13 protein-coding genes and 1 tRNA gene are annotated in these 20,439 nt (G+C 44.4%); 10 read left to right on the forward strand and 4 right to left on the reverse strand.

Annotated elements, in window-relative coordinates:
* The first annotated feature begins 19 nt into the window (after positions 1 to 19).
* The 5 genes from G5B30_RS14320 (at position 20) to hemJ (ending at position 3,825) form a co-directional block, all read left to right on the forward strand.
* On the forward strand, positions 20 to 895 hold the full coding sequence (locus G5B30_RS14320) for a sensor histidine kinase (RefSeq protein WP_165320685.1): 876 nt from the start codon (positions 20 to 22) through the stop codon (positions 893 to 895).
* A complete protein-coding gene (locus G5B30_RS14325) occupies positions 885 to 1,607 on the forward strand; it encodes a response regulator transcription factor (protein ID WP_165320686.1) in 723 nt (240 codons plus the stop codon). The genes G5B30_RS14320 and G5B30_RS14325 overlap by 11 nt, the downstream gene beginning before the upstream one ends.
* Before the next feature lie 2 nt (positions 1,608 to 1,609).
* Entirely contained in the window at positions 1,610 to 2,113 is a 504-nt protein-coding gene (locus G5B30_RS14330) for a hypothetical protein (RefSeq protein ID WP_165320687.1), read from the forward strand.
* Between the two features lie 29 nt (positions 2,114 to 2,142).
* On the forward strand, positions 2,143 to 3,174 hold the full coding sequence (gene hemE, locus G5B30_RS14335; RefSeq protein ID WP_165320688.1) for a uroporphyrinogen decarboxylase: 1,032 nt from the start codon (positions 2,143 to 2,145) through the stop codon (positions 3,172 to 3,174).
* A 99-nt stretch (positions 3,175 to 3,273) separates the two neighbouring features.
* On the forward strand, positions 3,274 to 3,825 hold the full coding sequence (hemJ, locus tag G5B30_RS14340) for a protoporphyrinogen oxidase HemJ (protein ID WP_165320689.1): 552 nt from the start codon (positions 3,274 to 3,276) through the stop codon (positions 3,823 to 3,825).
* Between the two features lie 9 nt (positions 3,826 to 3,834).
* On the opposite strand, the gene G5B30_RS14345 is transcribed toward hemJ, so the two are convergent.
* The 4 genes from G5B30_RS14345 to G5B30_RS14360 all read right to left on the reverse strand — a co-directional run bounded on the left by G5B30_RS14345 (position 3,835) and on the right by G5B30_RS14360 (position 8,519).
* Entirely contained in the window at positions 3,835 to 5,265 is a 1,431-nt protein-coding gene (locus tag G5B30_RS14345) for an NAD-dependent succinate-semialdehyde dehydrogenase (protein WP_165320690.1), read from the reverse strand.
* A gap of 36 nt (positions 5,266 to 5,301) precedes the next feature.
* Complete coding sequence (locus G5B30_RS14350) at positions 5,302 to 6,516, reverse strand: bifunctional 3,4-dihydroxy-2-butanone-4-phosphate synthase/GTP cyclohydrolase II (protein ID WP_165320752.1); 1,215 nt, start codon at positions 6,514 to 6,516, stop codon at positions 5,302 to 5,304.
* A gap of 80 nt (positions 6,517 to 6,596) precedes the next feature.
* The gene (locus tag G5B30_RS14355; RefSeq protein ID WP_165320691.1) at positions 6,597 to 8,054 is read right to left on the reverse strand and encodes an LptF/LptG family permease; all 1,458 of its coding nucleotides are present in this window, start codon (positions 8,052 to 8,054) and stop codon (positions 6,597 to 6,599) included.
* A gap of 87 nt (positions 8,055 to 8,141) precedes the next feature.
* Positions 8,142 to 8,519, reverse strand: a complete 378-nt coding sequence (locus G5B30_RS14360; protein WP_165320692.1) for an START-like domain-containing protein — start codon at positions 8,517 to 8,519, stop codon at positions 8,142 to 8,144.
* 245 nt (positions 8,520 to 8,764) lie between these two features.
* On the opposite strand from G5B30_RS14360, the gene G5B30_RS14365 reads away from it, so the two are divergent.
* The 5 genes from G5B30_RS14365 to G5B30_RS14385 all read left to right on the forward strand — a co-directional run bounded on the left by G5B30_RS14365 (position 8,765) and on the right by G5B30_RS14385 (position 20,434).
* Positions 8,765 to 8,838 (forward strand) — tRNA-Met (locus tag G5B30_RS14365).
* A 121-nt stretch (positions 8,839 to 8,959) separates the two neighbouring features.
* Positions 8,960 to 10,261 carry a chloride channel protein gene (locus G5B30_RS14370; RefSeq protein WP_165320693.1) on the forward strand — a complete coding sequence of 434 codons (1,302 nt, stop codon included), beginning with the start codon at positions 8,960 to 8,962 and terminating at the stop codon, positions 10,259 to 10,261.
* Between the two features lie 219 nt (positions 10,262 to 10,480).
* Complete coding sequence (locus tag G5B30_RS14375) at positions 10,481 to 13,618, forward strand: SusC/RagA family TonB-linked outer membrane protein (RefSeq protein WP_165320694.1); 3,138 nt, start codon at positions 10,481 to 10,483, stop codon at positions 13,616 to 13,618.
* A 49-nt stretch (positions 13,619 to 13,667) separates the two neighbouring features.
* Positions 13,668 to 15,218 carry a RagB/SusD family nutrient uptake outer membrane protein gene (locus tag G5B30_RS14380; RefSeq protein ID WP_165320695.1) on the forward strand — a complete coding sequence of 517 codons (1,551 nt, stop codon included), beginning with the start codon at positions 13,668 to 13,670 and terminating at the stop codon, positions 15,216 to 15,218.
* Positions 15,219 to 15,259: 41 nt separating this feature from the next.
* Positions 15,260 to 20,434 carry a choice-of-anchor Q domain-containing protein gene (locus tag G5B30_RS14385; RefSeq protein ID WP_165320696.1) on the forward strand — a complete coding sequence of 1,725 codons (5,175 nt, stop codon included), beginning with the start codon at positions 15,260 to 15,262 and terminating at the stop codon, positions 20,432 to 20,434.
* Positions 20,435 to 20,439: the final 5 nt, after the last annotated feature.

Here is a 20,439-nt window from a genome sequence, read left to right on the forward strand (position 1 = left end):
TTTTTGGGGAAATAGCATTATGAGACGGGCTCTTTTTTGGTTTTACTTACTGGCGTTTTATGCCTTGTGCCAACTTATCGGCTGGGGTTATATGTTCGTCAAATACGTCCCTGACCGTAAAGGAATGGTCATTGGTGAAGGGTTGATTTTTTTAGCAATTTTTATATTGGCTGTCATCAAGCTGAAAAATCATCTGGGGAGAGAGCGCTATTATCGACAGCAGCAACAGAACTTTTTATTGGCCGTAACGCACGAGCTGAAGTCACCACTGGCCTCGGTCAAACTCTATCTGCAAACTATTCTGAAGAGAGATCTGGATCGCGAGCAGCAGATGATGTTTTTAAGCAATTCGCTGAAAGATATTGAGCGGCTCGACTATCTGGTGGAGAATGTATTATTAGCAACCAAACTGGAGAATAGAAGTTTTAACCTCCCTAAGGAGGATTTTAATCTATCGGATCTGGTAGGGGATATTTTGGATAGGTTGCAGAAAAATGCCTGTAAGACGGAAGTGATCAACCCGCAGATTGAGGAAAATCTTATTTTATACGCAGATAAGTTTGCGATTACAAACGTCGTGACCAATCTGGTGGAGAACGCCATTAAATATTCACCACCTTGTGCACATGTTGATGTCGCTCTATATAAGCGAGATGATGCGGTCGTCTTTTCGGTATCGGATCATGGGGTGGGTATACCGGATGAAGAAAAGAAACTGATCTTCAATAAGTTTTATCGCATAGGAAATGAATCGACCCGTAAAACCAAGGGAACTGGTTTGGGGTTATATATCGTAAAATCAGTATTGCACAAACACAACGCCTCTATCGTGGTGAAAGATAACAAACCTTCGGGAAGCGTGTTTGAAGTAACATTTGAAAATTATGCAAACTAAACAAAGAATACTATTAGTCGAAGATGAAGAACATCTTTTGGAAGCGATCAAACTCAATCTGGAACTGGAAGGTTACCGGGTAACGACCGCTACAGATGGAAAAAAGGCACTTAAAGTGTTTAAAGAAGAACGTTTTAACCTGGTGATCTTAGATGTCATGATTCCCGAGATTGACGGTTTTCAGGTCGCAGAAACCATCCGCTTGCAGAATACAGAGGTTCCTATTATGTTTTTGACCGCAAAGAACAGCAGTGAAGATCGCATTACCGGATTGAAGAAAGGGGCCGATGATTATCTGGTAAAACCTTTCAACCTGGAAGAACTCATTCTCCGTGTCGGTAATCTGATTCGACGGGGTATGAAAGGGGATGACCTGAAAGAAATCAACTCTTACACGATCGGCGACAAAACCATTTATTTCAATTCTTATGAGTTGCATCATGCCGACGGTTCCGTGACCTCTTTGACCAAAAAAGAGACCATGTTATTAAAACTTTTGATCGAACGTCGGAATGAGGCGGTTTCCCGTGAACAAATTTTGGAAACGGTATGGAACTACGATGTCTATCCGTCGACGCGGACCATTGATAATTTTATATTGACGTTCCGTAAATATTTTGAGCCTGATCAAAAGCATCCGATTTATTTTCATTCGATCCGTGGTGTAGGGTATAAGTTTACGGACAACCCGGAAGCGCAGTCTGAACATTAAGAATGAATAGAAGATTCCGGTTTACGATTATTGTTCTTGCCGTTATTGCGTTAGCTTATTGTGTCGTGTTCGGCCATTATTCAGTTAGCGTATATGCACTCGGCATCATCGGTTATATGGTGTGGAGCGAATACCGGGAGGGAACTGTGTTTTTAGCCACACAGGCTTTTCATAAACAAGATTATGAAAAGACAAAGGAATTATTGGCACAGATCAAAAATCCCGATCATCTGCGGAAAGGACGCCGGAATTTTTATGAATTTATGCAGGGGAATATTGCGTTGAAGGAAGGCGAGATCGAGGAGGCTGAATATCATTTTCAATTGGCTTCGCGATTGCCCTGGAGGAGAGATCACGAGAAGGGGATGGTCTTGATAAACCTGGCGAATATCAATTTGCGTAAAAAGGATTATGAACGGGTGAATGCTTATCTGGAGGTCGCGGATAAACTGAAGCTTACCGAGCGCCAGAAGAGTATCGTTTCAAAAATCAGAAGCAATCTTTAATTTTTACCTTTTAATTTTTACTTTGTATAGTGACTACAGTTTTACAAAACGATTTATTGATTAGGGCTGCACTTTCGCAGCCTACAGAAAGACCACCGGTATGGATGATGCGTCAAGCAGGACGTTTTATGCCAGAGTATTGGGAAATCAAGAATAAATATAGCTTCTTGGAAATGTGTAAGACGCCCGAGATAGCCGCCGATGTAACGATGTTGCCGGTGGACTTATTAGGTATTGATGCGGCCATTTTATTCTCGGATATTTTAGTTACTGCGGAAGCTATGGGAGGGGATCTGTCTTTCGAACAAGGTGTAGGCCCTCGGTTTTCAAACCCCATCCGGTCACTTGCCGACGTGGAACAGTTGTCTGTGGATTGTTTGGATAAACTACAGTATGTCGCGGAAGCGATCAAAGTGATACAGCAACGTTTGGACGGGCGTATTCCGTTAATCGGCTTTGCCGGTGCACCTTTTACGATATTAAGTTATCTGGTGGAAGGAGGTTCTTCTAAAGATTTTAAGCAGACAAAACTGCTGCTGAACAATGAACCTGCAATGGCCCACTTGATTTTGCAAAAAATTGCCGACGTCACCGTGGAATATCTGAATATGCAGGTCGATGCGGGGGTCAATGCATTACAGCTTTTCGATAGTTGGGCACTGGCACTGTCGTGGAATGATTACCGTGAATTTGCACACCGCTATAATCACTATATTCTCTCCAAAATCAAAAGATCCGTTCCGGTGATTTCGTTCTGTAAGGGATCCTCTGTTTTTGCGCCTATCATGGCGGAGGCTAATCCGGATGTTATTTCCGTAGACTGGAATGCAGATCTTAAAAATATCAAACAGTCTTTGCCTGAGGGTATAGCGGTACAGGGAAATTTAGATCCCTTTGTTCTGTATGCGGATAAAAAGGTTATTAAAACCAAGATATTAGACTTATTTGAAAGGATGCGTGGCGAGAACGGTTTTATCTTTAATTTAGGACATGGTATCATGCCGGATATTCCATTTGATAACGTGAAATATGCCGTTGACGTCATCAAAGAATATAGATAATAGGAATTACGAATGAGGAATTATGAATTACGAATTAGACCACAATTCGTAATTCTACATTCGTAATTCGTAATTTACTCGTAATTCGTAATTAAAAAAATGTTATACCTATACGCCAAGGCTGTTCATATTATTTTTGTTATCTGTTGGATGGCGGGACTGTTTTATATGCCTCGCCTCTTTATTTACCATACGGAGGCAAAAGCTAAAGGAGCAGTGGCGTATGAGGTTTTGCACAAGCAGTTTAAGATCATGGAGAAGCGGTTGTGGTGGGTCATTACGACACCCGCAATGTACATCACTGTCGCCTCGGCACTGGTCATGCTATATATGAATCCAGCTCTTTTAAAGACGGGATGGATGCAGGTGAAATTGTTGTTTGTTGCCGGGATGGTGATTTACCATTTTATTAGTCAACGTATGATGTATCGGCTTCGCGATGAACGGTCAACCTGGACGTCGGGTCATTTGCGCATATGGAATGAAGTCTCCACCATTTTGCTATTTGCTATCGTTTTTGTCGTCGTGCTGAAGTCAGCGCTAAACTGGATATACGGCGTTTTAGGCTTAGTTATCTTGGCGATTATATTGATGTTATTGATTAAGAGCTATAAAAAGTATAGGAAGCGGCGGGGAGAAGAAGTAGATTGACGATCTTTCTTACTCGCCGTAGCAGAGGTATTTGATTTCAAGATATTCATCTATACCGTACCGGGAACCTTCGCGGCCTATGCCCGATTGTTTGATTCCGCCGAACGGAGCAGAAGCGTTCGACACCATACCGGTGTTGATGCCTACCATGCCCGCCTCCAATGCCTCGGCAACACGGCGACAACGATGGATATTTTCACTGTAAAAATAGGCGGCTAATCCGAATGGTGTATCATTGGCCAAACGTATAGCCTCCTCTTCCGTAGAGAAGGAGAATAGGGCACATACAGGGCCGAAAGTTTCCTCCTGCGCCAACAGGCTGTTAGGAGCCACATCCGTCAACACAGTAGGTTCATAGAAATTTCCTTTCAGCGCTTTACCGCCTGTTTTCACAACAGCTCCTTTATCGACAGCATCCTGAACGTGTTCCTGTACCTTCTCCAGTCCTGCCGGGTTGATGAGGGGGCCTACCTGAACTCCTTTTTTAAGACCATCACCTACTTTTAGCTTTTTTACAGCTGCGGTAAGTTTATCCGCAAATGCGGAATAGATTCCCTCCTGTACATAGAAGCGGTTGACAGCTACACAGGTTTGTCCGGAATTTCTGAATTTACCGGCGATCGCCCCTGCAATCGCCTTATCGATATCGGCATCGTCAAAAACGAGAAAGGGAGCATTGCCTCCCAGTTCGAAGGAGACACGTTTGATCGTGCCCGCGGCTTGTTCCATTAATGATCGGCCGACACTTGTCGAACCTGTAAAAGAGATCTTCCGAACCAGTGGATGGGTGCTCAGCTCTTTGCCTATACCTTGGCTGTCTTTGGAGGTTATGACTTGGAAGACACCTTTTGGAATGCCGGCTTCATCAACCAGTCGGGCCAAGGCGATAGCGGTAAAAGGTGTCTGGGAAGCGGGCTTCAAAATAAACGTACACCCAGCAGCCAGGGCAGGGGCCAACTTCCGGGTAATCATCGCCAAAGGGAAGTTCCAAGGCGTAATCGCCGCCACGACACCGACGCTCTGCTTGATTGTCGACAGATGTATGCCCGATTTTAAAGCCGGTATGGTTTCACCGTATGTCCGTTTTCCCTCTTCGGAAAACCATTCTACGAAAGAATTACCGTAGTCTACTTCCACCAACGATTCCGTCAGCGGTTTGCCACTCTCTAACGTCATTATTCTGGCGAGCTCGTCCTTATGCTTCCGGATGAGCTCGTACAGGTTCCGGACAAGAGTACAACGCTCGCCAACAGGTAGACTATTCCACGGCTTCCAAGCTTTGTCTGCCGCTATAATCGCTTTTTTTGTATCCGCAACTGTCAGATCCGGTATTTGCCCGATCGATTTGCCCGTTGCCGGATTAATGACCTGAAAGGTGTGTTTCGAACCGACGAATTTACCGTCGATATACGCTTGCTCGATGAAAAGTGGCTGGTGCATAATCTTGCTACAAGAACATTTTAGCAGACAATTTGTTTACAGGTTTTTTAATATCGAATGTCCCATCCTGTCCCGTTTTGTTTTAAGATACTCCTCGTTATAAGGATTGGGTGTTATTTCAATGGGTACATTCTCGACTATTTCAAGACCATATCCGACTAGGCCAGCCCTTTTGGTGGGATTATTGGACATCAACCGCATTTTGGTTACACCAAGCTGGCGGAGGATCTGCGCACCGACACCATAGTCCCGCAGATCGGCCTTGAAGCCCAATTGAATGTTAGCATCAACGGTATCGATACCCTCTTCTTGCAATTTATAGGCATGTAATTTATTGATGAGCCCAATGCCGCGACCTTCTTGATTCATGTATACAATGACACCTTTACCTTCTTTTTGGATCATTTCCATGGCTTTGTGAAGCTGCGGCCCGCAATCACAGCGGCAGGAACCAAAAATATCGCCGGTAAGGCAAGAACTGTGTACCCGGACGAGCACAGGCTCGTCTTCTTCCCACTCTCCTTTATATAGAGCGAGATGTTGTTCGCCCGTATTTTTTTGCGTAAAGGCCTTCAATTGGAAATCACCAAATTCGGTTGGCATTTTTACCATCACCTCTTCCTTGATTAAGGTGTCGTGCTTCAGACGGTACTCGATAAGGTCTTCAATACTGATGATTTTCAGATCGAAGCGTTTCGCTACCTCGATTAAATCCGGCAGCCGGGCCATTTCTCCATCATCCTTTAGTATTTCAACCAATACCCCTGCCGGTTCAAACCCAGCTAACCGTGCCAAATCTACCGATGCTTCGGTATGTCCCGTACGGCGCAACACACCGCCATCCATCGCAATTAAAGGAAAAATGTGTCCCGGTCGTCCCAGCTCCTCCGGTTTAATGTTGGGGTCGATAAGTGCTTTTATTGTTTTGGAACGGTCCGATGCTGATATACCCGTTGTACACCCATATCCTTGTAAATCCACAGACACCGTAAAATTTGTTTCATAAACAGCCGTATTCTGTCCCACCATGGGTTCCAACTTCAGCTCTTTACAACGCTGCTCGGTAAGGGGAGCGCACACCAGGCCTCTACCGTGTGTCGCCATAAAGTTAATAACTTCGGGTGTTGCATTTCTAGCTGCCGTTACAAAATCGCCTTCATTCTCCCGGTCTTCGTCATCGACGACGATAATAACCTTTCCCGATTTGATATCTTCGATCGCTTCTTCTATCGTGTTCAATTTGATACCCATGGATTCATCTATCATTTTCTAATCAATACAAAAGTAAATCTGTTTTTTATTCTTTCTATAATAATGAAGTCATAAAGCTGTTATGACACTTTTTTGCTGATGGGTAACTTCTCTTTTATCCATTCCAGCACCAGTCGTGCTTTGATTTTGTATTGATCCAGATCAAACAAAGCCGAGTCCGTCGTCGATTTGTATGTTAAGAATACAGCCAAAGGAGTCAGGATAAATATAGCGGACCACATACCCCAAAAGGGAGTAATAGCACCGTCTTTCGCTGATTTTTCGGCGACGGTGGAAATGATGTGATAGGTTAAGAAAAAGATAATAGATAATACTACCGGTGCGCCCAGGCCTCCCTTCCGGATAATCGCCCCAAGCGGGGCCCCGATACCAAACAATAGGAGACAGGAGACTGCTAATGTGAATTTACGGTGGAATTCTATGCGGTATCGAATATCCGAATCAACCATACGCTGGAATTCCGCGAGCCGGTTGCTGTTCATATCGGTCAGCTGTTGCACCTGCATTAATGCGTTGCTCAGTACCGAAGTCTTCGATGACCTCGGGATGTAGTCTATCATGTTTTTTGCAGGGCTGATCTGAGCAGGAGGTGCATTTTCTTTCCGATAATAAGAGGAATTGAATTGTATGTACGATCGGCTTTCCCTGGCGTAAAGCACCTTTAAACTATCAATCAATAGTTTATTGGAATCGGTCTTGAGCTTAAGCTGGCGAAGGTTCAGCATCTGATGGTGTGATTTAAACAGATTTTCATCCGTTCGTTTCATCTGAAAAGCTTCCATACTGAATTTCTGCTCCGTCTCTTTAAAATAGAAGCGGGTAAACTGTTGGCGTGGATCGTATCTTTTCGCGTCTTTTGCCCGGCTGTCTTCATACCTCACACCATCATTCAATTTGAGGATCATAAAACTCTGGTCACGGGAGTTGTACATATAACCTTCCTTTGCGACCAATACATTGCTGCCCGCACTTCCTTTCGTATTGTCGTAGATCGTCAGATCATACAGTTTTGTGCCATCTTTGCTTTTATTTTTGGCCCGTATGGAATATCCGGGGATGGTGTTATTGAACACGCCGGCTTTGATAAAAAAGTCAGCTTTCTTATTTCGGACATCATAGAGCAGTGATCCCATTTTGAGGTTGACCACAGGCAGAATGTAGTCGGAGAATAAAAAAGAGCCGCCGGCGAATATAGCAATCAGAAAAAACAAAGGTGTCATTGCTTTGCGTAAGGAAAAGCCCGCCGCTTTGATAGCCACCAATTCGTAACTTTCACCTAAGTTGCCAAAAGTCATGATCGATGACAAGAGCATAGATAACGGCAGTGCCATTGTTAGTTGCACGGCACATTGGTAGGCGAGCAGCTCCATAATGACATACCATTCAAAACCTTTACCGATCAGATCATCGATGTATTTAAACAGGAAAAGCATCAAAAGGACAAACATCACAATACAAAACGTGACGAAAAACGGTCTTATAAATGCTTGAAGTATGAGTAAATGTACCTTTTTCATTATTTTAACTACCTTTCAAAGGCATACCATTTCCTCTGCAATCAACAGGTCAAGTAGAGGCAAATAGCATACAAAGATAGTCTTTTTTTAAGCACCAATTACACTTTGTAGATAGCTTATTGAATTGTCCCATATTTTGGTTCTGTCCTCCACGTTTTCATCCTTAGCATAATCGATAATAGAAAGCGCTACGTCATTGGTGAGCTCATCCTGAATGATTTCCATTTCAAAATAATGCGGTTCATCATCAATCCACTTGAATTTCGCATATTTATTATCTTTTGAGGAGGCTAATCTGGCTCGAAACGACTCGTTATCCCACATGAATACATAGATGCCATCATGGAAGGTTACATCATCAGCAAACCATTGTGCCAATTCGTTGGGCTCAACTAAATAAGGGTATAATATCCTTGGTGATGAATTGATGATGTATTCAAGTTCTATTTTGGTTTTTTCTGCCATAATCTATTTTTACTTTATTTTAATTATTATGTACCTGATGCCCGTAAGTATACAGTTTTTTGTTTGAATTTGTACGACTCTATTCATAAAATTTTATTCACAACATATACTTTTCAACAAAAGAGGTGTTTTTATTTTAACAATTTATCAACGTGTCCCGATTGGAGTAGACAGCTGTTCTTTTTTTTGTGCAAAAATCACTTTGAAAATCCATTCATGATTACTAAGTTTGCATACCGAAAAACGGCGGGGTAGCTCAGATGGTTAGAGCGCAGGATTCATAACCCTGAGGTCGGCAGTTCGATCCTGCTCCCCGCTACTAAACTTCAAGACTTCTTGAAGTTTTTTTTTGAAGTTTTGAGACATATCATCAAACAAAGAAAAATTGGAGGCCTACCCAGAAGGTTATTTCCAGTGTTTATATTAAAATTCTGCAAGTAATGGAACGTAAAAAAATTATCATACATAATTATTTTAAGTTGGCCGAGGTGTCTGTTGTGGTCAGTGTGGTCTGTGTTGTACTTGCCTTCTCCATCAAGCATTTTACGGAACATCTGGAATCGGAAATATTTACCTGGGTTAAATCCCATAACCCCGTTTTTTTTATTGTACTTCCGACGATTGGAATTACGATGATCTACTTTTTGCGGAAGTACGCCTTTCGGAATCGAAAAAATAAAGGAATTACCGAGATTTATAAAACTTTAGATCATAGGAAAGATCACTTACCCTTATTTAAGGTGCCTTCGCATTATATCAATGGTTTCTTGACCGTTATTTTTGGCGGGTCTACGGGAGTAGAAGTATCGACAGTTGTGGCTACGGCTACGTTGGGGAATCTGGCCTATAAAACAAATTTTTCGGCCAAGCAATATAAACGTGAACTGATCTGTGCCGGTGTGGCGGCAGGTATAGCTATCTTATTCAATAGTCCTATTGGAGGATGGTTATTTGCTGTTGAGGTGATTGCCCGCAAGGTCGATCGATCGATCTTACTCAGTTGTACTATTGCGGCAATTGTGGCGTGGACATTCATTTACTTTGTGGATTCGAAGCCCTTGTTTCCTTTTACGACAACGGGGTGGGAGTGGGCTGCATTACCTTATTTTTTGGTGGTAAGCTTATTGGGTGGTGTATTATCGGTTTATTTCACCCGCCTTGTTATGTTTGTGAAGCAGTTCTTTTCCGGTATTTCCAATAACTTTATCCGGGTTAATTTGGGTGCTCTCATCGTCGGTGGTATGTTGTTTCTCTATCCGGCACTCTATGGTGATAGCTATCATGGGTTTAAGGTGATCATGGAACAATCCATGACGGGGATGAATGTATCATGGTTCGCATCGCTCCTTCTATTGGCCTGTCTTAAGCCGCTTGCCGCTTCATTGACATTAGGTGCCGGTGGTGATGGAGGTGTGTTTGCCCCTAGCATCGTTTCCGGAGCATTTTTAGGTCTACTCGTTGCCGGTATATGCAATATGTATCTGGGGACGGATCTTATCCTTCTTAATTTTGCCCTTGCGGGCATGGCTGCAACGCTGTCGGCTTCTATTCACGCCCCCTTGACGGCCCTGTTTTTAATATGTGCTATTATTCCGAATGGCTTTGTGCTTTTTCTGCCTATACTCCTTGTCAGCTTTGCGGCAAAGCTGTTTGCGCAATATCTACTGCCATATAATGTCTATACCTATGATTTCTTTATACAAGGGAAGACAACGGGAGGTAAAGACAGATCACGATTATAATCCCTGAATCCCACTAAAGATTCCTGTTCAAGAAAGAGGTAATCTCATCAATCTTCTGCCTTGCAATATGTGAGTTTAGGGCGTGATATCCTATTTTCAAGGAAATTGAGATAAATATATCCGTTTTTTGAGACATAATTTTACTAGAGTTGTGTCAGTTTTGTAAGAAGCAAAACCAAATATTACCGGTTGATTTTGGAAAGACTAATTTTAAACTAAATGAATAAGTTATTTATTAAAGCTATTGTTTCACCTCCTGTTTATTTTATCAGTGCTTGTTTCATCTGTCTGGCAATAGTGGTGCTACCTGCAGTTCAAATTTTGGGAATGGAGCTTAATCATATGGCCAACGAAAGTCAAATACCTGTATTCTCGGGTAAGGTGACAGACAGTGAAGGTCAACCTTTACCTTCTATAAGCGTACAGCGAAAAGGAGTCATTGGAGGGACCTTTACCGATGCCGACGGAATGTATAAAATCAGAGCGAAAAAAGGTGAGGTTTTAGTGTTTTCGAGAGTAGGGTACATGTCCCAGGAGATTCGACTTGGCGATAGCAGAACAGTCAATGTGCAGATGAGTGTCAGTATGGAGTCTTTAGAGGAGGTTGTAGTTGTAGGATACGGTACGCAGAAGCGTTCGGATGTGACTAATGCGATTGCTACGGTCGATGTGGAAGATATCGAAAATGCCCCACAATCTAGTGTCGTGGATATGTTGGCAGGTCGGGTTGCGGGATTGACGGTTATAGAGGGTAGTGGTATGCCAGGGGGAGATGATGAAGGAAGTGAGGTTACAATACGCGGGACCGGTACATTAAATGATGCTGCTCCATTGGTTGTCATAGACGGTGTGCAGTCTACACTTGAAGACCTATCTGTCCTCGGTGTACACGAAATTGCTTCCATTTCTGTGCTTAAAGATGCTTCTTCTACAGCGATATATGGCGCTAGAGGTGCTAACGGCGTCATATTAGTTACAACAAAAGCACCGGTCGAGGGAAATTTTAGATTTACGCTGAACAGTTGGGCGGGCGTTCAGGATGCAACGGTGAAGCCAAAATTTGTCAATGCGTGGCAATGGATGACGTTGCATAATGAAGCGTCAGCAGGGACGCTATTCCCGGATTGGGCGATTGAAAATGTAAAGAATGGAATCTATACGGATCAGTTTTCTGACTACAATCCTGTCCCGGATGTATTTCACAAAGCGTTGCATCATAGTCATAGCCTCTCCGTATCGGGAGGAACAAAGGTAATTAAGTTTACGGGCTCCTTAGGCTTTCAGGATCAAGGTGGGATCATCGTGAATAACACGAGCAATCGTGTGAACTACCGATCATCTATGGCGGTACACATTTCTCCAAAGGTAAGGTTGGGATTCACCGTTTCGGGAAGCAAACAGGGAAAACATGGGGGAGTAGGAGGGGTACGTATGGTCATGAATCGCCTGTATAGAACATATCCCATTACGCCTCTTCATTATGCTAATGGCGATTGGGGAGTATACAACCCCTACACGGAAGTCACTATTCTACCAGCGCGCCTAATGGCGGAGATCGGGAGAACCGACGAATACTTTATCCAAGATAATTTTGCCCCTTCTTTAGAGCTTAAGCCTATCAAAAATCTGCTCTTGCGATCGCAGGTTTCTATTCGGAATAATACACGGGAGATGGAAACATTCAATCCTACCTATGCTTTCCATGCACCGAATGGAGATGTTGCGGCAGGAGCAGCTTATAAAAACACCAATACTTTAACGATCCGGGAAGTTAGAAACAGACAGGTACAAGTGTCGCAGACCGCTAATTACAACTATTCGCCCAATAGACAGAACCGTTTTACTTTTTTATTGGGGTATGAATTTGTGCAAAATAACATAGACAGGCGTATAACCTCTGGTTCTGGCTTTCCAAATAATGAACAGCAAGTGTTGGATAGGGCGACCTCCAATATCAGTGCTAGGGGGCTCTTGAATGTTGTAAGGCTACAGTCATTCTTTGGACGCGTCAACTATGCATTCAAAAACCGATACTTCTTCGAGTCTAATGTACGTGCAGATGGATCGTCTCGATTTCCTCCCACGAAGCAGTACGCTATACTTCCTTCGGTTTCGGCAGGTTGGATGCTGTCACGGGAAAAATTCTTCTCGAACTGGGGGCTTAATGATTTTGTCCAGGAACTGAAATTCAGGGGAGGATGGGGTAAAGTGGCCAATGATAAGATGGAACGTACGCAGACCCGGGTGGACCCTACCGGAAATTATGTACATCAGCAAACGTTGGATTTGGAAAACTACTATTATTTTGGTGGAGAGGTAGTGCCGGGAGCAGCTATTACAGCCTTTGCCAACGAAAATATTTCATGGGAAGAAACCGCGACGACTGGAGCCGGACTGGATATGATGCTATTTAAGAAAAGAATAGAACTCACGGTTGACTGGTACGATCGTCTTACGGATGGAATATTATATCGGGTGCCATTACCGCCGTCTTTTGGGACACCGCGTCCGGCTGTGCAGAATGTGGCCAAGGTTTCTAATCGCGGCTGGGAATTTACAGCGTTGTATCGTCACAGCCCCAAAAGATCTGCGGTAAATTTCCATATAGGTGGTAATTTGTCGCTTAATAAAAACAAAATCTTGTCCTTAAATGGTGAGGAAACAATATCTGATCCATTTATCCTGAGGGAGGGAGAAGAGTTCAATTCCTTCTTTGGTTATGTTGTAGATGGCATAGCCAAAACGGAAGAAGACAAGCAATACACATTCAACGGAAACGGGGGAATCGGCCACTTGATGTTCAAAGATATTAATCACGACGGCCTTATTGATGAAAAGGATCGTGCTGTTTTAGGGTCATCCAATATTCCCTGGACTTACGGTATCAGGGGAGGATTCAATTATAAAGGACTCAGCTTTAACTTTTTGTTACAGGGTGTACAGGACAAGGTAATTTACATTCGAGATTGGGGAAACAGACCGGGTGATGCAGTGGCCTTGAACTTTTGGCGAGAGTGGTGGGACAATCGCTATCATGCTGTAGATAATCCGGAAGGAACATGGCCGAAAATGGACCGAGGTGGTGCTCGTTCCGGTGCAAACCTTACCTCTACTTTTTGGATCCATGATGCATCCTACCTGCGACTTAGAAATGTAGAATTGGGTTATTCTTTTCCTACTGCTCTGGTCAACAGGTATAAACTTTCGAAATTTCGTGTGTTTTTTTCGGGCAAGAACTTGCTGACCTTTACGGACCTGATTGATCAGATCGATCCCGAAAGGAGATCCAATGAGGCGGCAAACACAGCATTCCCGCAGACGAAAGTTGTAACGGTCGGTGTAAATGTTGGATTTTAATAGACATATTTTTATGAGGGTATCTTTATTACATAATACGATGAAAGAAATGAAAAGGATATTTTTAGGCTGCTGCATCTGGATGATGATTTTGCTTACCGTTTCCTGTGATCTGTATCTTGAAGACCCTAATAATATGGGGGAGAAAAACTTCTGGAAGACCGAGCAAGACGCCCTTTATGGTCTTGCGGGTGTGTTTAGTGCCTATCAGGTCAATGCTTTGATGGGTAAGAAATACCGTGAGTTTGACCATGTAACGGATAATGCGCAGACCAGTCAAAATCAGGGATGGTTAGATTTTGAGCTGGAAGCTCACCATGCACAAACTGGTCAGGTGCGTAATTTTTGGCAGAATTACTACAACGTGGTACACAGAGCCAACGAAGTCATCCGTAATGTCGATATCATGCCGGTAGAAGCCATTTCTGACGAGTCACGGAAAAGGATTGTAGCCGAAGCCATGTTTTTGAAAGCGTATGCCTACCATGATCTAACGGCACTTTGGGGCGACGTGCCGCTTTATATGGAGCCTATAGGTCCATTTGATACGCCTGTTGGGCCGATGCGTCAGGTCGACCTTGTCGCACACTTTGTCACAGAACTGAAAGCCGATATCATTCCGAATCTTCCTCCTCTGGTGCCATTATCGGAAAGAGGACGAATCCCGCGGGGCGCTGCGCAAGCTTTATTGGGTAAATTCTACTTGTTGGAGGACGATTATCAGCATGCGGCGGATGCTTTTGGTGATATTATTGCTGAAAAGATTTACACCCTCCATCCGGATTATGGCAAATTGTTTACCCCGGACGGAGAGTTTTCTTCCGAAAGCCTTTTTGAGATCAATTTTGAAGGTGATGTATTTGATCAGGGAGAAAGTTTTTCAGTACAGGTCGATACATTACTGGCGCCTCGGATTCCTTCCAACTTCTGGAGACCATCCCGTGATCTGGCGGACTCTTACCTTTTTGTCGATGGACGTCCAGCGATATCGGGGACGATTTACGGAGATGCCCACCCACAAGGAAGCACCAATGATCGGTTTAAAGATCGTGATCCACGTTTGAGGGCAACGCTTTATACCAGAGAAGATGTCAAATCCAATGGTGACGTGTATTGGAACATCAATACCAATAATATGAATACGAGTTTTGCGGCCAAGAAGTATTCTTGGATATCTAGCCAACAATATGATTATGGGGGACCTCAGAATTATTATGTAATCCGCTACGCGGATGTCTTGCTCATGTATGCTGAAGCACAGAATGAAGTGTTGGGGGCTCCGGATCAAAGTATATATGATGCTGTCAATGCGATCCGAGACAGGCTGGACATGCCACATTATCCCGAAGGACTCACACAGGATGAAATGCGCCTGCGTATTCAAGATGAGCGACGTTGGGAGTTTGCACTGGAGCACCAACGCTTTTTCGACCTGAAACGCTGGGATATTCTTGTCGAAAAAGTATATCCGATGTACCCACCCGCCAACACACGTAAGAAATATACACGTCCTAAGGTGTATACTTGGCCGTATCCATTGGATGAGATGGATAGAAATCCGGGGTTGAAGAAGCATGGACAGAATGACGGCTATCATTAATATTAAAAAACTAACTGAATTATAAATTTATAATAACAATTATGTTGTATGTCTATTCTATACAGAACCGATTGATTCACCGGTGGTTGATAACAACGGCAAGACGATCTATACAGGGTAAGTCCCTGAAATTGCTGATAGTTTTCTTATTGATGTCCCTATTCGGAGCGTCAGACCTATTTGGACAATACATACCGACGGCGAATGTGCTTTACGTCGATGCTAATGTTACGGGAGGAAATAGTTCAGGTGACAGTTGGACGAATGCTTCTACAGATCTTGCCGGAGTGCTGCAATGGGCAAAAGATAATTGGGATGCGGGAACCAATGGCTCGCTGCAGATATGGGTCGCAATGGGAATGTATAACCCTACTACTGTACCAACGGATTATGCGAACCTTTCGGAGGAAAACCGTCTCGTGTATCGAGAAGCAACATTTCAATTGGTGAATGACGTAGAGATTTACGGTGGATTCAGTGGTACGGGTGCGGAGACTACGTTAGCGCAAAGAAACTGGAGGAAGAATCCTACTATCCTGTCTGGTGATATTGACAAAAATGATATGGAAAGTATTATCTCTAATCCACTTACACAGATTCAGGGGTTCAATAGCTATACCGTAGTAACCGCTTGGAATGCTGTTGAGCCTTATCTCAATAATACGGCGAAATTGGATGGCTTCATTGTTACTGGCGGACAGTCCGACCATTCGCAGAATCAACCACTGTCGAATAGACGTAGTGGTGGTGGAATGTATATCCGGAATGGTAGTCCGGTATTAACCAACCTTGTTATTCAAGGTAATGTCGCGACCAACCACGGCGGTGGAGTATGGATACACACGAGTACACCGACATTCACCAATGTAACTATCTGCGCCAATAGTGCTGGAGGAGGGGGAGCTGTGTATAACCGTACCGATAGTGACCCTGTACTGGATAACGTATTGATCAGTGGTAATCAATCCAGCAATGGTGCAGGAGGATTTCACGTGGCAGGTGCGGCTACCGGCACCTTACGTAATGTGACCATTACAGGCAATCGTCGGACTACTATCGATGGACAAGGTAATCCCAATCCCGGAGCTGGGATCTTCATTGAAAATGGAGAAATTAGTCTCTATAACAGCATAGTATGGAGTAATGGTCCCGGTGACGATGTGAATGATGTTAATAGGATAGCCTCCAACAGCAGCCATAATTTAATAAATGGAGGCCGGTCTGAGGTAAATATAGCAGGTGATTTTTCGGGACTTACAGCTTCAATACTTTTCGAATCTCCGAAAAATTCATCTGAAACCCCTACAGGGGCAGGTGATTACAGATTGCGCGAAAATAGTCCTGCCATCAACGCCGGAAACAATGCGTTTGTGGAAAAGAGTACAGACATCGATGATAAACTTCGGATAATTGATGATAATGTAGATTTAGGAGCCTACGAGGTACAGCATGCTCCGGTCATTGATGACGTCCTCTTTGTGCGTGGAAATGTCAGTGGTGGAAATGAATCCGGAGACAGTTGGAACAATGCCATACCAGAACTGTCTACAGCGTTGCAATGGGCAAAGGATAATTGGAATGTTGCGGCCAACGGCTCCCTGCAGATCTGGGTAGCAGAAGGTATTTACAAACCCACAAGTGATCCATCAGACCGTGATGCGACTTTTCAGTTGGCCAATGGTGTAGAGATCTATGGAGGGTTTACAGGTACAGAGACTACGTTGACCCAACGGAACTGGCAGACAAACGCGACGATCCTGTCTGGCGATATCGACAACAACGATACCGGGGTGGATGGGGTGATCACGAATAGAGATCAGATAGAAGGGGAAAACAGCTATACGATCGTGAATGGTTCGGGTGTGAATGCAACGGCTGTATTAGATGGGTTTATCCTCACAGGGGGACTATCCAACGGCAGCGGACAACCGAGATTGCCGAGCCGGAGTGGCGGTGGTATTTATAATGATGCCGGCAATGCGACCTTTTCGAACCTGCTTGTTTCGGGACATGCTACGGCCAACTGGGCAGGGGGGGTACTTAATTTTAATGGAAGTTCACCGACCTATACGAATGTGATCATACAGGGCTGCAATGGCCTTGTCGGCGGCGGAATGTTGAACCATACGGATAGCCACCCTATATTGACGAATGTGCTGATCCGGGGTAATCGCAGTAATGCTGCAGGGGGTATGGCCAATATCGCAAGCAGCCCGATACTGGTCAACGTTACGATCACCGGTAATGAGCGGGTCAATGGCGCCGGTAGCGGTTTAGAAAACAGAGATGCGGAGAGTTTACCGACATTATACAACAGTATTATCTGGGGCAATGGATCGGGAGCGGATGTGAATGATATCGCTACGATTAATGCCAATAGCAGTCACAATCTAATTAAGGGAGCAGATGCCGGTGTGAATATCCCGGGAGACTTCTCATCGCTCACAGCTGAAGATCTCTTTGTGTCACCGTTGACACCAGGAGATGCTCCTAATGGTGATGGTGATTATCGCTTACGGGCGGGCAGCCCAGCCATTAACGCCGGTAGCAATGCCATTGTTAATCTACCGAACGATATACTAAGCAACGCTCGTATACGTGATGGGATAGTTGACTTAGGAGTATATGAGGTGCAGGAAGGCAATACCGTACCCATTATTGTGCCAAATAACAATACCGTCTACGTAAAACAGAGCAGTACAGGGACTGGAATGGGGAATAGCTGGGATAATGCTGTTCCGGAGTTGCGTGATGCACTAAGTTGGACAAAGGATAACTGGGATGTTGCGGCCAATGGCTCCCTGCAGATCTGGGTAGCAGAAGGTATTTACAAACCCACAAGTGATCCATCAGACCGTGACGCGACTTTTCAGTTGGCCAATGGTGTAGAAATCTATGGAGGGTTTGCAGGTACAGAGACTACACTGACCCAGCGTGACTGGCAGACAAACGCGACGATCCTGTCGGGTGATATCGACAATAACGACACCGGCGTAGACGGGGTGATTACGAATAGAGATCAGATAGAGGGGGAAAACAGCTATACGATCGTGAATGGTTCGGGTGTGGATGCAACGGCTGTATTGGATGGGTTTATCCTCACAGGGGGACTATCCAACGGCAGCGGACAACCGAGATTGCCGAGCCGGAGTGGCGGTGGTATTTATAATGATGCCGGCAATGCGACCTTTTCGAACCTAATTGTTTCGGGCCATGCTACGGCCAACTGGGCTGGGGGGGTACTTAATTATAACGGAAGTTCTCCGACCTATACGAATGTCATTATACAGGGAAGCAATGGCCCTGTCGGTGGCGGGATGCTGAACCATACGGATAGCCATCCGACATTGACAAATGTGCTGATCCGGGGTAATCAATCCAATAATGCTGCAGGGGGTATGGCTAATATCAAAAGCAGCCCGATACTGGTCAATGTTACGATCACAGGTAATAAGCGGATTACCAACGCCGGTAGCGGTTTAGAAAACCGAGATGCGGAGAGTTTACCGACATTATACAACAGTATTATCTGGGGCAATGGATCGGGAGCGGATGTGAATGATATCGCTACGATTAATGCCAATAGCAGTCACAATCTAATTAAGGGAGCAGATGCCGGTGTGAATATCCCGGGAGACTTCTCATCGCTTACAGCTGAAGATCTCTTTGTGTCACCGTTGACACCAGGTGATGCCCCTAATGGTGGCGGTGATTACCGCTTACGGGCGGGCAGTCCAGCCATTAACGCCGGTAGTAATGTGTCGAATACAGTGGCTATGGATTTGGATGACAATAATCGTATGCAAGGTGGAATTATCGATATAGGTGCTTTTGAAACCAGCTTCCAAGATGTTGAGTCTATCGAACAGTTAACGAAGGTCGTTCCTGTTGGTACGGACTTGGCCGATATACCTCATGTCGCTCCGGCTTTTGTGGCCAAGGCAATGACGCGGGACAATACCATCATGAATGTACCATTGGATCCAAATACAGATAATTGGATACAGCTATCCGGCGGAACATACGATTCGTCCATATTAGGCAATGAATATGTATTCCGAGTACCAGTATTGGTGCCGGATCCAGCAGGTCAGCTCTGGTTTACCAATACCGATCCGGATAATGCCGCTGTAGACGTACATGTCCGGATAGGTAAGACTTTAGTCGATATGCATGCATCCTGGAATGGTGCCGCCATTGATCTAAACACGGGATTGAATCTCACGTACGGTGATATCGGAAATCTGCAAATTACACACAACAACACGGACACCGAGTCTGTGATAACTGCTAGCTTTACAGCGGGAGATGAGGTATTGGATGTGGCCGATCTTTCGGCTGTCACGACGCGTATGGCAGGTGTAGGATACGTTACGTTTACCATGGCCGAAACGGAGAATTTTGAATCGACTACTGTTGTATTTGAGGTGAGTGTCGCTAAAAAGGATGTTGTTGTTGTCGTAAATCCCGGCCAGAGCAAGACGTACGGCAGTGAAGATCCCGAACTGACTTTTGCTGTGGTCGATGGATTAGTGAACAATGATGGTGTAGAGGCCTTTTCAGGCGCCTTAGAACGAACGGCTGGAGAGGAGATAGGGATATATCCTATCGGCCAAGGCACCCTTTCTTCTGCTAATTATGAAATTATATCGTTCACGGGAGCAAATTTTGAGATTGGTAAAGGCCTTCAAGTGATTAATTTCACCGTATCCGAACGCTTGCCACTCAATGCAATATCCTTACCTATTTCGGCTACATCGGATAGCGGTCTTCCGGTGACTTTGACAGTGGAAGATACCCAGCTGGGAGAAATTCGCGAAGATGGCAATTTATACCTGTATCGGCTGGGAACAATGACAATTACTGCTTCTCAAGAGGGGAACAACAACTACGAGGCTGCTGAAACAGTTGTACGCACCATTCGTATATTTAATGATGCAAAACTTCAAGTGGCGGTGCACCCTGCTCTCTCTCCAAATGGTGATGGGATCAATGACTTCCTACATATCGAAAATATCGCGGATTATCCAGACAATAAGGTCACTATTTTCGATAGACAGGGGCATGTGGTCACCGAAATACAGGGCTATGATAATGGACAGCATGTATTCACTGGCCAAAAGGTGCAAGATGATACGTACTTCTATATCATAGAAGCCAATATCAGGAATAGAACGGAGCGGGTGAAAGGTTATTTCGTGGTGAAGAGGAATTAGTAAAA

Source organism: Sphingobacterium sp. SGG-5, assembly GCF_011043525.1.
Lineage (GTDB): Bacteria > Bacteroidota > Bacteroidia > Sphingobacteriales > Sphingobacteriaceae > Sphingobacterium.

Coding starts and splice junctions, on each gene's coding strand:
- G5B30_RS14330 (WP_165320687.1), top strand. CDS start 1,610: ATGAATAGAAGATTCCGGTTTACGATTATTGTTCTTGCCGTTATTGCG.
- G5B30_RS14360 (WP_165320692.1), bottom strand. CDS start 8,519: ATGGCAGAAAAAACCAAAATAGAACTTGAATACATCATCAATTCATCA.
- G5B30_RS14325 (WP_165320686.1), top strand. CDS start 885: ATGCAAACTAAACAAAGAATACTATTAGTCGAAGATGAAGAACATCTT.
- G5B30_RS14375 (WP_165320694.1), top strand. CDS start 10,481: ATGAATAAGTTATTTATTAAAGCTATTGTTTCACCTCCTGTTTATTTT.
- G5B30_RS14385 (WP_165320696.1), top strand. CDS start 15,260: ATGTTGTATGTCTATTCTATACAGAACCGATTGATTCACCGGTGGTTG.
- G5B30_RS14370 (WP_165320693.1), top strand. CDS start 8,960: ATGGAACGTAAAAAAATTATCATACATAATTATTTTAAGTTGGCCGAG.
- G5B30_RS14355 (WP_165320691.1), bottom strand. CDS start 8,054: ATGAAAAAGGTACATTTACTCATACTTCAAGCATTTATAAGACCGTTT.
- hemJ (WP_165320689.1), top strand. CDS start 3,274: ATGTTATACCTATACGCCAAGGCTGTTCATATTATTTTTGTTATCTGT.
- G5B30_RS14380 (WP_165320695.1), top strand. CDS start 13,668: ATGAAAAGGATATTTTTAGGCTGCTGCATCTGGATGATGATTTTGCTT.
- G5B30_RS14320 (WP_165320685.1), top strand. CDS start 20: ATGAGACGGGCTCTTTTTTGGTTTTACTTACTGGCGTTTTATGCCTTG.
- G5B30_RS14350 (WP_165320752.1), bottom strand. CDS start 6,516: ATGGGTATCAAATTGAACACGATAGAAGAAGCGATCGAAGATATCAAA.
- G5B30_RS14345 (WP_165320690.1), bottom strand. CDS start 5,265: ATGCACCAGCCACTTTTCATCGAGCAAGCGTATATCGACGGTAAATTC.